Consider the following 13,768-nt stretch of genomic DNA (forward strand, 5'->3'; position numbering starts at 1 on the left):
CAATTTGCTCCCTTGTGAGGCAGGTTGCCTTGGCAGAGTATTCGCGCCGGCATCACCCATATCTAAGGGCACTCCACTACCCGCCCGAAGCCACCCGGAGGACATATGTCGAAGTCGGTTCAACTCATCAAAGATCATGACGTCAAGTGGATTGATCTGCGCTTCACTGACACCAAAGGTACTCAACATCACGTGACCATGCCGGCCCGTGATGCGCTGGACGACGAATTCTTTGAAATCGGGAAAATGTTCGACGGCTCCTCCATCTCCGGCTGGAAAGGCATCGAAGCCTCCGACATGATCCTGATGCCGGACGACGAAACCGCCGTCCTGGACCCGTTCACCGAAGAGCCGACCCTGATCCTGGTCTGCGACATCATCGAACCTTCGACCATGCAAGGCTATGACCGCGACCCACGCGCCATTGCCCACCGCGCCGAGGAATACCTGAAGTCCACCGGTATCGGCGACACCGCTTTCTTCGGTCCTGAGCCTGAGTTCTTCATCTTCGACTCGGTCAAGTTCAAGTCCGACATCTCCGGCTCCATGTTCAAGATCTTCTCCGAACAAGGTTCGTGGATGTCCGACCAGGACGTGGAAGGCGGTAACAAAGGCCACCGTCCAGGTATCAAGGGCGGCTACTTCCCGGTTCCACCGTTCGACCACGACCACGAGATCCGTACCTCCATGTGCAACGCACTGGAAGAGATGGGCCAGACCGTCGAAGTTCACCACCACGAAGTGGCGACTGCCGGCCAGAACGAAATCGGCGTGAAGTTCAACACGCTGGTCAAGAAGGCTGACGAAGTCCAGACCCTGAAGTACTGCGTGCACAACGTTGCCGATGCCTATGGCCGCACCGCGACCTTCATGCCGAAGCCTCTGTACGGCGACAACGGTTCGGGCATGCACGTTCACATGTCGATCTCCAAGGACGGCAAGAACACCTTCGCAGGCGAAGGCTATGCCGGCCTGTCGGACACCGCCCTGTACTTCATCGGCGGTATCATCAAGCACGGTAAGGCCCTGAACGGCTTCACCAACCCGTCGACCAACTCCTACAAGCGTCTGGTACCAGGCTTCGAAGCCCCGGTCATGCTGGCCTACTCGGCTCGCAACCGCTCCGCCTCGATCCGTATTCCTTACGTGAACAGCCCGAAAGCCCGCCGTATCGAAGCTCGCTTCCCGGATCCGGCTGCCAACCCATACCTGGCCTTCGCTGCACTGATGATGGCCGGCCTGGACGGTATCCAGAACAAGATCCACCCTGGCGATGCCGCCGACAAAAACCTGTATGACCTGCCGCCTGAAGAGGCCAAGGAAATCCCACAGGTTTGCGGTAGCCTGAAAGAAGCCTTGGAAGAGCTGGACAAGGGCCGTGCGTTCCTGACCAAGGGCGGCGTATTCAGCGATGACTTCATCGACGCTTACATCGCACTGAAAAGCGAAGAAGAAATCAAGGTTCGCACCTTCGTACACCCACTGGAATATGAGCTGTACTACAGCTGCTGATCCGGTAAGCGCCGCCACGCACGGCGTGAATTAAAGAGAGGCCTCCTTCGGGAGGCCTTTTTTATGGGCGCAGGTTGCGTGCATGATGCCTCCCCGCCCCCTCCATAGAAGACGAGACTGCCCATGACTTTGCGCTTCAAGCTCTGCCTTGCCCTGTCTGCCGCGCTGTTGGCCGGCACCGCCGAAGCCGCCTCCACTCCCGCTCCTGACGCCCTTACCCCGCTGCTTAACGCCATTGGCGAACGCCTGGCCCTCGCCGATGATGTGGCGTTGAGCAAATGGGACAGCCATAAACCGGTAGAAGACCGTCAGCGCGAGCGGGAAGTGATTGCCGCTGCCGTCGCCCAGGCGCCGGCCTACAAGCTGAGTGGCGAAACCGTGGAAGCGTTTTTCGCAGCCCAGATAGAAGCCAACAAAATGGTGCAGTACATCGACTTGTCCGACTGGGCCCTGGAAGGCAAGGCCCCGGACCTTCCGCGCCCGGACCTGGTGGGACAGATCCGCCCGCAACTCGACCGACTGCAAAAGCGGCTGCTGCAACAACTGGCCGACTTCGCCCCCTACCGCACCGACCCGCAGTGCCCGCAATGGCTGGCTCGAGCTACCCACCACAACAAGCAGCACCCGGTGCACCGGCTGGCCCTGATCCGGGCAACCGGAGGACTGTGCCTCTCCCCAAAATCCTGAGCCCCCCCCTTCCCCTGTGGGAGCGAGCCTGCTCGCGATGAGGCCTGCACATCCAACACCTCAGCGCCTGACACGCCGCCATCGCGAGCAGGCTCGCTCCCACAGGGATCCAGCGTCGGCCATAAAGGCTGTGAACACCACAGATCCAATGTGGGAGCGGGCTTGCTCGCGAAGGGCCGCCACATCCAACATCTCAGCGACTGACACACCGCTTTCGCGAGCAAGCCCGCTCCCACAAGGGGTGCGATACAACAACTTGGGCCATCCGCGTCGCCTGGCCTATGCTGCACCCATCACTTTTCGTTTTCGGTCGATTTTCATGGGTCGTGGTTTTTCAATCATCCTGTTGTTGCTGGCTCTGCCAGCCGCCGCGCAGATCTACAAGTACACCGATGCCGAGGGCAACACCGCCTATAGCAACCAGCCACCCCAAGGCGTACCGGCTCAGACGGTGGAATTACCGCCGCTCAACAGCATCGAACGCCAATCCCCGGCCAGCCCGGGCGCACCACCAGCCTCCGCGAACAGCGACGAGCCACGCAATGCCTACGAGATACTGGAACTGACGGACATTCCCACCGACGAGGCCCTGCGCGCCAACAACGGCACCTTCACTGTTGGCGTACAGGCTCAACCGCGATTGCGCAGCCCGCATCTGTTCCGGCTGCTACTGGACGGGCACCCCTACGGCCAGCCGACCAACGTGCCACGCCTGCAATTGGTGAATATCGACCGGGGCGAGCACAGCCTGGCGGTCCAGGTGATTGATGGGGAAACCCTCGTGCAACAAAGCGAAACCGTCACCTTCACCGTGCAGCGGGTGCACCGGCCATGATCCGCCGGTTGCTGGCGCTGGGCCTGTTGCTGATCGCTCAGTCAGGCGCGGCCCAGGTCTACACCTACATCGATGCCCAGGGCAATCGCGTGTTCACCGATCAACCGCGCCCCGGCAATGCGAAGAAAGTCCAACTGCCACCCAGCAATCGGATGCCGGCGCCGCCTTCAGGAACGTCCGCGGCGCCTACGGCCGAAGCGCGGCCCGAGCCGCTGTTTCATTACGAAATGCTCCGCCTGCTGATACCCGAGCCGGACGCGACGATACGTAGCACCGCAGGCGAACTGATCGTCAGCGTCACCAGCGAACCCGGCCTGCAAAAAGGCCACCGCTACCGCCTGCTGCTCGACGGCCAGCCCACGGGCGCACCAGGGCCGAGCCCGGTGTTTGCCTTGAGTAACATCGACCGAGGCACCCATCATCTGGCGGTAGAGATCCTCGATGAGCAAGACCGTATCGTCGAACGCACCGCCAATCAGCCCTTCCATATGCAACGCATGTCCCTGGCGCAGAAGCGTCGCATCAAACCCTGCGCCACGACCGATTACGGTCAACGTCCCGAGTGCCCCCTGGCCGAAAAGCCCGAAGAAGAAAAAAGCAGCATCCTGCCGTTCTTTTAACGCTGCTCAGGTTGGCGCACTATCTTGGTGCAATACATTGCACGCTACCCAGATTCCAAACCCATTTTGGTTCGAAAGTACCCGAAAAAGCTGGCAGAACGCCACGCAACCGGGCGAAAAACACCCTTTTGAGGCTCTAAACGCTTCTTTTCGGAGCCTTGGTTTGGTTTTTGCATTTTCCTTGTAACAGCGCATTAATCGCGCGCGCAATTTGGGACCGGCCCCGAGTTGCTACGCTCCAAAAGAGGTCCTGATGACCATTAGCGACGCACTACACCGCTTGCTGCTCGACAACCTCACCACCGCAACCATTCTGCTCGACGCCGAATTGCGCCTCGAGTACATGAACCCGGCGGCGGAGATGCTCCTGGCCGTCAGCGGCCAGCGCAGCCACGGGCAGTTCATCAGCGAGTTATTCACCGAATCCGCCGAGGCGCTCAACTCCCTGCGCCAGGCAGTGGAACAGGCCCATCCGTTCACCAAGCGCGAGGCGATGCTCACCGCACTGACCGGCCAGACCCTTACAGTGGATTATGCGGTCACGCCGATCCTGAACAACGGCGCCACCTTGCTGCTGCTGGAAGTCCACCCCCGTGATCGCCTGCTGCGCATCACCAAGGAAGAGGCCCAGCTATCCAAGCAGGAAACCAGCAAGATGCTGGTGCGTGGCCTGGCCCATGAGATCAAGAACCCCCTCGGCGGGATTCGTGGCGCGGCGCAGTTGCTCGCCCGTGAACTGCCGGAAGAGAGCCTCAAGGACTACACCAACGTCATCATCGAGGAAGCCGACCGCCTGCGGAACCTGGTAGACCGCATGCTCGGCTCGAACAAGCTGCCATCGCTGGCGATGTGCAACGTCCATGAAGTGCTGGAGCGCGTCAGCAGCCTGGTGGAAGCGGAAAGCCAGGGTTGCATCACCTTGGTGCGCGACTATGACCCGAGCATTCCCGATGTCCTGATCGACCGCGAGCAGATGATCCAGGCCGTACTGAACATCGTGCGCAACGCGATGCAAGCCATCAGCAGCCAGAACGAACTGCGCCTGGGCCGTATCAGCCTGCGCACCAGGGCCATGCGCCAGTTCACCATCGGCCACGTGCGCCATCGCCTGGTGACCAAGATCGAGATCATCGACAACGGCCCGGGTATCCCTGCCGAGCTGCAGGAAACCATTTTCTTCCCCATGGTCAGCGGTCGCCCGGACGGTACCGGGCTGGGCCTGGCCATCACCCAGAACATCATCAGTCAGCATCAGGGCTTGATCGAGTGTGAAAGCCACCCCGGCCACACCACCTTCTCGATCTTCCTGCCACTGGAACAAGGAGCCACATCGACATGAGCCGTAGTGAAACCGTGTGGATCGTCGATGACGACCGTTCTATCCGTTGGGTCCTGGAAAAAGCCTTGCAACAGGAAGGCATGACCACCCAGAGCTTCGACAGCGCCGATGGGGTGATGAGTCGCCTGGCGCGTCAGCAACCGGACGTCATCATCTCCGACATCCGCATGCCTGGCGCCAGCGGCCTGGATCTGTTGGCGCGGATTCGCGAGCAGCATCCGCGGCTACCGGTGATCATCATGACCGCCCATTCCGACCTGGACAGCGCCGTGGCGTCCTACCAAGGCGGGGCCTTCGAATACCTGCCCAAGCCATTCGACGTCGATGAAGCGGTGTCGCTGGTCAAGCGCGCCAATCAACACGCCCAGGAACAACAAGGCATGGAAGAGGTGCCGGCCCTGGCCCGCACCCCGGAAATCATCGGCGAAGCGCCGGCGATGCAGGAAGTGTTTCGCGCGATCGGGCGCTTGAGCCACTCCAACATCACCGTGCTGATCAACGGCGAATCCGGCACCGGTAAAGAACTGGTGGCTCACGCCCTGCACCGCCACAGCCCACGGGCGGCGTCGCCGTTCATCGCGTTGAACATGGCGGCGATTCCCAAGGACCTGATGGAGTCCGAGCTGTTCGGCCACGAAAAAGGTGCGTTCACTGGCGCGGCCAACCTGCGGCGCGGGCGCTTCGAGCAAGCCGACGGCGGCACATTGTTCCTCGATGAGATCGGCGACATGCCGGCCGACACCCAGACGCGCTTGCTGCGTGTACTGGCGGACGGCGAGTTCTATCGGGTGGGCGGGCATACGCCGGTCAAGGTCGATGTGCGCATCATCGCCGCGACCCACCAGAACCTGGAAACCCTGGTTCACGCCGGCAAGTTCCGCGAAGACTTGTTCCACCGTCTGAACGTGATCCGCATTCATATCCCGCGCCTGGCGGATCGTCGCGAAGACATCCCGACCCTGGCCCGGCACTTCCTCAGCCGCGCGGCCCAGGAGCTGGCGGTGGAGCCCAAGCTGCTCAAGGGCGAAACCGAGGAATACCTCAAGAACCTGCCGTGGCCCGGTAACGTGCGCCAGCTGGAGAATACCTGCCGCTGGATCACGGTGATGGCTTCGGGTCGCGAAGTGCACATCAGCGACCTGCCGCCGGAGCTGTTGAGCCTGCCACAGGACTCGGCCCCAGTGACCAACTGGGAACAAGCCTTGCGCCAGTGGGCCGACCAGGCCCTGTCCCGCGGCCAGTCGAGCCTGCTGGACAGCGCCGTGCCGAGTTTCGAGCGGATCATGATCGAAACCGCCCTCAAGCACACCGCCGGTCGCCGTCGCGATGCCGCCGTGCTGCTGGGCTGGGGCCGCAATACCTTGACCCGCAAGATCAAGGAATTGGGGATGAAGGTCGATGGTGGGGATGATGATGACGGGGATGAGGGCTGATCGGCCTGTAACCCTTCGCTGAACTTGAAGGCCCAATCGCGAGCAGGCTCGCTCCCACAATGGATTTTCGGTGTTCGCGATATTTGTGAGCACCACCAAACCCTGTGGGAGCGAGCCTGCTCGCGATGCTTTTTAAGGGTGCCATGCACCGCACCAATGCACCATGAACCGCAATTGCGCATGCCTTATGAGCAGGAGCCACTCGATCCTCCTCGGGAAAACCAGCTCAAATAAAAGCCAAAGCCCCGGAATACGGGGCTTCGCGCACCATCAGCAGTTTTTTTGTGACAAGCCATTAAAAACTGGCACGACCCCTGCAATAACTCAATCACTACCCAGTTTCGGGGACCTTGGTACAGGCAGGCCGGGGATTCCCCACTTTTATACCGGGCTCATCGAGCCCACTGTTTTGGGGGCCTTGATACAGGCAGGTCAAGGTTTCCCTTCTTTACACCCAGGGCTATGCGCCGAGCGCCAGCCCTCCCGTTTTGGGGACCTTGGTACAGGCAGGCCGGGGATTCCCTCTTTTATTGCTCCTGGAGACGGACCTCCAACCGCCAGCGGTCATCCACCTCGCTGCCGGTCCACTCTCCCCGCAATGGACGCGCCGCCACCAGTGTCAGCAACAATCCCTTGTCACTCAATCGCACTCGCCAGTTCACGTCCTTGCCATTGAGCTTCAACTGACCGCTCTGCGGTCGACCTTCTGCTTCGAACAACAGCGCTACCGAGCCGTCGATGACTTCCCCGTGTAGCTTGGGTTCGTTGTTGAACCAGACCACCACCCCACCATCAGCCATCTCGACCTGCTGCAATACGCTCGGTTCGGGCGTGGTCAGGCGTCCGATCATCAGTCCGACCATCATGCCGAAAATCGCCAACGAGCCCATCACCCGAGGCATTAGCTTCGAACGTTCATCGGTTTGCGGCGTAGAATGCCGCTCATCTTTGTTTGCGGAGCCGTGCATGTTTCACGTCATCCTTTTTCAACCGGAAATTCCGCCGAATACCGGCAACGTCATCAGGCTGTGCGCCAACAGCGGCTGCCACCTGCATTTGATCGAACCGCTGGGCTTCGAGATGGACGACAAGCGCCTGCGCCGAGCCGGCCTCGACTACCACGAGTATGCCACTTTGCAGCGTCACGCCGACCTTGCCAGTTGTCTGGAAAGCCTCGGGCATCCACGCCTGTTCGCCTTTACCACCAAGGGTTCGCGGCCATTCCATGACGCCAGCTTCGTCGCCGGTGATGCGTTCCTGTTCGGCCCGGAAAGCCGTGGCTTGCCAGCCGAGGTGCTGGACGCCCTGCCCGCCGACCAACGCTTGCGCCTGCCGATGCGCGAAGGCTGCCGCAGCCTGAACCTGTCCAACACCGTGGCGGTGGCGGTTTATGAGGCGTGGCGACAGAACGGTTTCGCCTGAGCCCTTGCTGTCAGCCAGAAACACCTGTGGGAGCGAGCCTGTGGGAGCTGAGCTTGCTCGCGATGAGGTCGACACGGTTCAACTGCAAAACCGCGTCATCGTTCATCGCGAGCAAGCTCAGCTCCCACAGGGCTCGCTCCCACAGGTTTTATGCTCGGCTGACGGACGCTAGCCCGCCCTGCCGCTTACTGAACGGTCGCGCCGCCTTCTTGCTGCATGCGTTGCAGCTCTTGGGCGTACAGGGCGTCGAAGTTCACCGGAGCCAGCATCAGGGCCGGGAACGAACCACGGGTCACCAGGCTGTCCAGGGTTTCGCGAGCGTACGGGAACAGGATGTTCGGACAGAACGCGCCCAGGGTGTGGCTCATAGAAGCGGCATCCAGGTTCTTGATCAGGAAGATCCCGGCCTGCTGCACTTCGGCGATGAACGCCACTTCGTCGCCGTTCTTCACGGTCACCGACAGGGTCAGCACCACTTCGTGGAAGTCTTCTTCCAGGGCTTTCTGACGGGTGTTCAGGTCCAGGCCTACGCTCGGTTCCCACTGCTGGCGAAAAATCGCCGGGCTTTTCGGGGCTTCGAAGGACAGGTCACGGACATAAATGCGCTGCAAGGAGAATTGCGGTGCGGCTTCTTCTTCGCTGGCAGCTGTGTTCTGTTGGTCAGTCATCGCAGATCCTTCTTACTTTCAGGTTCTATTAATGGAAAATCAGGCCTTGAGCATCGCATCGAGCTTGCCGGCGCGCTCCAGGGCATACAGGTCATCACAACCGCCCACGTGGGTGCTGCCGATCCAGATCTGCGGCACGGAGGTGCGCCCGGCTTTCTGGGTCATTTCGGCGCGCAGTTGCGGCTTGCCGTCGACCTTGATCTCTTCGAAAGCCACGCCTTTGTTCTGGAGCAGGAACTTGGCTCGGGAGCAATAGGGGCAGTAATCGCTGGAATAGACAACGACGTGGGTCATCTCACTTCACCAGCGGCAGATTGTCGGCTTTCCAGCTCGCCACACCACCGGACAGCTTGGCGGCAGTGAAACCGGACTTCATCAGCTCGCGAGCATGGGTACCGGCGTGCTGGCCTTGGGCATCCACCAGGATCAGCGTCTTGGCCTTGTGTTTTTCCAGTTCGCCGATACGGGCGATCAGTTTGTCCTGAGGAATGTTCACCGCCCCGACAATGTGGCCTGCGGCGTAATCCTTACTCGGACGGATGTCCACCACCACGCCGGCATCCTTGTTGACCAGCGCGGTCAGCTCGCCGGTGCTCAGGCTGCGACCGCCGCCCTGCATCGTGTGGGCAACCAGCAGCGCCAGCAGCACGACGAAGATACCGACGAGAATGTAGTGGTTAGTGGCAAATTGAATCAGGTGAGCAACCATCGAAGGAGGTTCCAGGGCGTTAAAATGTCGGCCAGTATACACAGCACGCAAGGCCGGCCAAACCCCGCCCGGCGGTGACGCCGTCGGAACTTACCTTTAAACTGCCCGTCCCTTTTCCATCGTCTTCTTTTAACCAGCCACGAGTGGATTCCATGACTACCACGCCTAAACCTTTGGTCCTGATGATTCTCGACGGCTTCGGTCACAGTGACAGCCACGAATCCAACGCCGTGTATTCGGCCAGGAAGCCTGTGCTGGACCGCCTGTGGGCTACCGTGCCCAACGGCCTGATCTCCGGCAGCGGCATGGACGTCGGCCTGCCGGACGGGCAGATGGGCAACTCCGAAGTCGGCCACATGAACCTCGGCGCAGGCCGCGTGGTGTACCAGGACTTCACCCGCGTGACCAAATCGATCCGCGACGGCGAGTTCTTCGAAAACCCGACCATCTGCGCCGCCGTGGACAAAGCCGTGGCCGCCGGCAAGGCCGTGCACTTCATGGGCCTGCTGTCCGACGGTGGCGTGCACAGCCACCAGGACCACCTGATCGCCATGGCCGAACTGGCCTTCAAGCGCGGTGCCGAGAAAATCTACCTGCACGCCTTTCTCGATGGCCGTGACACCCCGCCGAAAAGCGCCGCCTCGTCCATCGAGCTGCTGGATGCGACGTTCCAGGCCCTCGGCAAGGGGCGCATCGCCAGCCTCATCGGCCGCTACTACGCCATGGACCGTGACAACCGTTGGGACCGCGTGGCCCAGGCCTATAACCTGATCGTCGACGGCAGTGCCGAATTCAACGCCGCCACCGCCCAGGAGGGCCTGCAAGCGGCCTACGAGCGCGGCGAAAGCGACGAATTCGTCAAAGCCACCACCATCGGCGAGCCGGTGAAGGTTGAAGACGGCGACGCCGTGGTGTTCATGAACTTCCGTGCCGACCGCGCCCGCGAGCTGACCCGCGTATTTGTCGAAGACGACTTCAAGGAGTTCGAGCGCGCTCGCCAGCCAAAACTGGCCGGTTTCGTCATGCTGACTCAATACGCTGCCAGCATCCCCGCGCCGTCGGCCTTCGCCGCTGGCAGCCTGGAAAACGTGCTGGGCGACTACCTGGCGAAGAACGGCAAGACCCAGCTGCGCATCGCCGAGACCGAAAAGTACGCCCACGTGACGTTCTTTTTCTCCGGCGGCCGTGAAGAACCCTTCCCGGGCGAAGAACGCATCCTGATCCCTTCGCCGAAAGTCGCGACCTACGACCTGCAGCCGGAGATGAGCGCGCCGGAAGTGACCGACCGCATCGTCGACGCCATTGAAAACCAGCGTTACGACGTGATCGTGGTCAACTACGCCAACGGCGACATGGTCGGCCACAGCGGCGTGTTCGACGCGGCAGTCAAGGCCGTGGAATGCCTGGACACCTGCGTTGGCCGTATCGTCGAGGCCCTGGAAAAGGTCGGCGGCGAAGCGTTGATCACGGCTGACCACGGCAACGTCGAGCAGATGTCCGACGAATCCACCGGCCAGGCCCACACCGCCCACACCACCGAGCCGGTGCCGTTCATCTATGTCGGCAAGCGCGACTTCAAGGTTCGCGATGGCGGCGTACTGGCTGACGTGGCACCGACCATGCTGATGTTGTTGGGCATGGAGAAGCCGGCGGAGATGACCGGGACATCGATCCTGGTCTGATTCAACACAAATCCCCCTGTGGGAGCGTGCTTGCTCGCGAATGCGGTCTGCCAGTCGACATTTATGTGTCTGGTCTACCGCATTCGCGAGCAAGCCCGCTCCCACATTGGTTTTTGGTGTTTTTTGGGCCAGTTATCACACAGTCCCAAATGGGCGTTTTTTTTGCAGCGTGGGGCGGGCATACTAGGCCGTCCCTTTCCCTGGTGTCGCCCGCCTCTATGCTTCGCGTCCTGATAGCCCTCGTTCTGACCTGCCTGCTCCAACCGGCCTTTGCCGACGAGCGCGCGCAAACCCAACAGCAGTTGGAAGCCACGCGCCAGGACATTGCCGAGCTGAAAAAGCTGTTGGGCAAGTTGCAGGAAGAGAAATCCAGCGTGCAGAAAGACCTGCGCGGCACCGAGACCGAGATGGGCAAGCTGGAGAAGCAGGTCGACGCCCTGCAAAAAGAGCTGAAGAAAAGCGAATCCGAGCTGCAGCGGCTCGATGGAGAGAAAAAAAAACTCCAGAGCGCGCGCACTGAACAGCAAAAGCTGATCGCCATCCAGGCCCGGGCGGCCTACCAGAACGGTCGCCAGGAATATCTCAAGCTGCTGCTCAACCAGCAGAACCCCGAGAAATTCGCTCGCACCCTCACTTATTACGATTACCTGAGCCAGGCCCGCCTGGAACAGCTCAAGAGCTTCAACGAAACCCTGCGCCAGCTGGCCAATGTCGAAAAAGACATCGAGCTGCAGCAGGCCCAATTGCTGGTGCAAAAGAGCAGCCTCGACACCCAGCGCGAAGAACTCGAGAAAGTTCGCAAGGAGCGCCAGGTGGCCCTGGCCAAGCTCAATGACGACGTGAAGGCTCGCGACAGCAAACTCAAAGCCCGCGAGCAGGACCAGGCCGAACTGGCCAACGTATTGAAAACCATCGAGGAAACCCTGGCCCGCCAGGCCCGAGAGGCGGAAGAGGCGCGCCAGAAAGCGCTGATCGCCCAGCAGGAAGCCGAAAAAAAGCGTTTGCGTGAGGCCCAGGCCGAAGCGGACTCCGGCGACGCTCCGCGCAAACCGGTCAAATCCAGTCCTGGCGCGCTGGTTTCCAGTGATGGCGAAACCTTCGGCGGCGCTTTTGCTTCAGCCCGAGGCAAACTTCCATGGCCGGTCAATGGTCGATTGCTTGCACGCTTCGGTGAAACCCGTGGCGACGATACTCGCACCAAGTGGGATGGCGTGATGATCAGCGCTTCGGCGGGCAGCCAGGTGCATGCTGTTCATGGCGGGCGCGTGGTATTCGCCGACTGGCTGCGCGGTGCCGGCCTGCTGGTGATCCTGGATCACGGCAACGGTTATTTGAGCCTGTACGGCCACAACCAGACGCTGCTCAAGTCGGCGGGGGATGTGGTCAAGGCCGGTGAGTCCATCTCCACGGTCGGTAACAGTGGCGGGCAGGATACGCCAGCACTGTATTTCGCTATTCGTCAGCAGGGTCGCCCCAGTGACCCGGCCCAATGGTGTCGTGCGCAAGGATAAGCGCGCCCATCCTATTAAGGAGTTCGTTCGACATGCTGCATTTGTCCCGCCTTACCTCGCTGGCCCTGGCGATCGCCCTCGTGATCGGTGCGCCCCTGGCTTTTGCCGCCGACCCGGCCCCGTTGGCGCCAGCCAGCACGGCCGCGACCACCAAGGCCCCGCTGCCGCTGGACGAACTGCGCACCTTTGCCGAGGTCATGGACCGGATCAAGGCCGCCTATGTGGAACCGGTGGATGACAAGGTACTGCTGGAGAACGCCATCAAAGGCATGCTCAGCAACCTTGACCCGCATTCGGCCTACCTGGGGCCAGAAGACTTTGCCGAGCTGCAGGAAAGCACCAGCGGCGAGTTCGGTGGCCTGGGTATCGAGGTCGGCAGCGAAGACGGCTTCGTCAAGGTGGTCTCGCCGATCGACGACACCCCTGCATCCAAGGCCGGCATCCAGGCCGGCGACTTCATCGTCAAGATCAACGGCCAGCCGACCCGCGGCCAGAGCATGACCGAAGCCGTGGACAAGATGCGCGGCAAGATCGGCCAGAAGATCACCCTGACCCTGGTGCGCGATGGCGGCACGCCGTTCGACGTGACCCTGACCCGCGCGGTTATCCAGGTCAAGAGCGTGAAGAGCCAGTTGCTGGAGTCGGGCTACGGTTACATCCGCATCACCCAGTTCCAGGTCAAGACCGGCGAAGAAGTCGCCAAGGCCCTGGCCAAGATGCGCAAGGACAACGGCAAGAAGCTCAACGGGCTGGTCCTGGACCTGCGCAACAACCCCGGCGGCGTACTGCAATCGGCGGTGGAAGTGGTCGATCACTTCATCACCAAGGGCCTGATCGTCTACACCAAGGGCCGTATCGCCAATTCCGAGCTGCGCTTCTCGGCCACCGGCAACGACTTGAGCGAAGCCGTGCCACTGGTAGTGCTGATCAACGGCGGCAGCGCCTCGGCCTCGGAAATCGTCGCCGGCGCCCTGCAGGACCAGAAGCGTGGCGTGGTCATGGGCACCACCAGTTTCGGCAAGGGCTCGGTGCAGACCGTGTTGCCACTGAACAACGACCGCGCCCTGAAGATCACCACCGCGCTGTACTTCACGCCCAACGGCCGCTCCATCCAGGCCCAGGGCATCGTCCCGGACATCGAGGTGCGCAAGGCCAAGATCACCAACGAGCAGGACAGCGAATACTTCAAGGAAGCCGACCTGCAAGGTCACCTGGGCAATGGCAACGGTGGCGCCGACAAGCCGACCGGCTCCGGCGCCAAGGCCAAGCCAATGCCCCAGGATGACGACTATCAGTTGGCCCAGGCCCTGAGCCTGCTCAAAGGATTGAACATCACGTCCGGCCGCTGAG

Annotated in this window: 14 protein-coding genes; 10 read left to right on the forward strand and 4 right to left on the reverse strand. The window is 61.3% G+C overall.

Going from position 1 to position 13,768, the window contains the following annotated elements:
* Positions 1-105: 105 nt before the first annotated feature.
* From glnA to ntrC, 6 genes are all read left to right on the forward strand, one after another.
* On the forward strand, positions 106-1,512 hold the full coding sequence (gene glnA / locus GN234_RS16370) for a type I glutamate--ammonia ligase (RefSeq protein ID WP_003196860.1): 1,407 nt from the start codon (positions 106-108) through the stop codon (positions 1,510-1,512).
* 123 nt (positions 1,513-1,635) lie between these two features.
* Complete coding sequence (locus GN234_RS16375; RefSeq protein ID WP_176688774.1) at positions 1,636-2,199, forward strand: chorismate mutase; 564 nt, start codon at positions 1,636-1,638, stop codon at positions 2,197-2,199.
* A 319-nt stretch (positions 2,200-2,518) separates the two neighbouring features.
* Positions 2,519-3,034 (forward strand): DUF4124 domain-containing protein, encoded by a 516-nt coding sequence (locus tag GN234_RS16380; RefSeq protein ID WP_109752355.1) that lies wholly within the window; start codon positions 2,519-2,521, stop codon positions 3,032-3,034.
* Positions 3,031-3,654 (forward strand): DUF4124 domain-containing protein, encoded by a 624-nt coding sequence (locus GN234_RS16385; RefSeq protein ID WP_116833964.1) that lies wholly within the window; start codon positions 3,031-3,033, stop codon positions 3,652-3,654. The genes GN234_RS16380 and GN234_RS16385 overlap by 4 nt, the downstream gene beginning before the upstream one ends.
* A 253-nt stretch (positions 3,655-3,907) precedes the next feature.
* A complete protein-coding gene (glnL, locus tag GN234_RS16390; RefSeq protein ID WP_053117539.1) occupies positions 3,908-4,993 on the forward strand; it encodes a nitrogen regulation protein NR(II) in 1,086 nt (361 codons plus the stop codon).
* Entirely contained in the window at positions 4,990-6,426 is a 1,437-nt protein-coding gene (gene ntrC, locus GN234_RS16395; RefSeq protein WP_109751990.1) for a nitrogen regulation protein NR(I), read from the forward strand. The genes glnL and ntrC overlap by 4 nt, the downstream gene beginning before the upstream one ends.
* Before the next feature lie 527 nt (positions 6,427-6,953).
* On the opposite strand, the gene GN234_RS16400 is transcribed toward ntrC, so the two are convergent.
* Positions 6,954-7,394, reverse strand: a complete 441-nt coding sequence (locus GN234_RS16400; protein ID WP_176688775.1) for a hypothetical protein — start codon at positions 7,392-7,394, stop codon at positions 6,954-6,956.
* On the opposite strand from GN234_RS16400, the gene trmL reads away from it, so the two are divergent.
* The gene (gene trmL, locus GN234_RS16405) at positions 7,393-7,848 is read left to right on the forward strand and encodes a tRNA (uridine(34)/cytosine(34)/5-carboxymethylaminomethyluridine(34)-2'-O)-methyltransferase TrmL (protein WP_058546236.1); all 456 of its coding nucleotides are present in this window, start codon (positions 7,393-7,395) and stop codon (positions 7,846-7,848) included. The genes GN234_RS16400 and trmL overlap by 2 nt on opposite strands.
* A 185-nt stretch (positions 7,849-8,033) precedes the next feature.
* Here trmL and secB read toward each other — a convergent pair whose 3' ends face one another.
* From secB to GN234_RS16420, 3 genes are read right to left on the reverse strand one after another with little or no spacing between them, the layout of a single operon-like run.
* Positions 8,034-8,516, reverse strand: a complete 483-nt coding sequence (gene secB / locus GN234_RS16410; protein WP_109751988.1) for a protein-export chaperone SecB — start codon at positions 8,514-8,516, stop codon at positions 8,034-8,036.
* 39 nt (positions 8,517-8,555) lie between these two features.
* Positions 8,556-8,810 carry a glutaredoxin 3 gene (gene grxC / locus GN234_RS16415; protein WP_109751987.1) on the reverse strand — a complete coding sequence of 85 codons (255 nt, stop codon included), beginning with the start codon at positions 8,808-8,810 and terminating at the stop codon, positions 8,556-8,558.
* A 1-nt stretch (position 8,811) separates the two neighbouring features.
* Positions 8,812-9,225, reverse strand: a complete 414-nt coding sequence (locus GN234_RS16420; protein ID WP_109751986.1) for a rhodanese-like domain-containing protein — start codon at positions 9,223-9,225, stop codon at positions 8,812-8,814.
* A 152-nt stretch (positions 9,226-9,377) separates the two neighbouring features.
* Between GN234_RS16420 and gpmI the strand changes: the two genes are divergently transcribed.
* The 3 genes from gpmI (at position 9,378) to GN234_RS16435 (ending at position 13,767) form a co-directional block, all read left to right on the forward strand.
* Positions 9,378-10,907: a 2,3-bisphosphoglycerate-independent phosphoglycerate mutase gene (gene gpmI / locus GN234_RS16425; protein WP_176688776.1), complete on the forward strand. Its 1,530-nt coding sequence runs from the start codon at positions 9,378-9,380 to the stop codon at positions 10,905-10,907.
* A gap of 218 nt (positions 10,908-11,125) precedes the next feature.
* A complete protein-coding gene (locus GN234_RS16430) occupies positions 11,126-12,418 on the forward strand; it encodes a murein hydrolase activator EnvC family protein (protein WP_109751984.1) in 1,293 nt (430 codons plus the stop codon).
* Positions 12,419-12,450: 32 nt separating this feature from the next.
* Entirely contained in the window at positions 12,451-13,767 is a 1,317-nt protein-coding gene (locus tag GN234_RS16435) for a S41 family peptidase (RefSeq protein WP_109751983.1), read from the forward strand.
* Position 13,768 lies beyond the last annotated feature (1 nt).

Source organism: Pseudomonas bijieensis, assembly GCF_013347965.1.
Taxonomy (GTDB): Bacteria; Pseudomonadota; Gammaproteobacteria; order Pseudomonadales; family Pseudomonadaceae; genus Aquipseudomonas; species Aquipseudomonas bijieensis.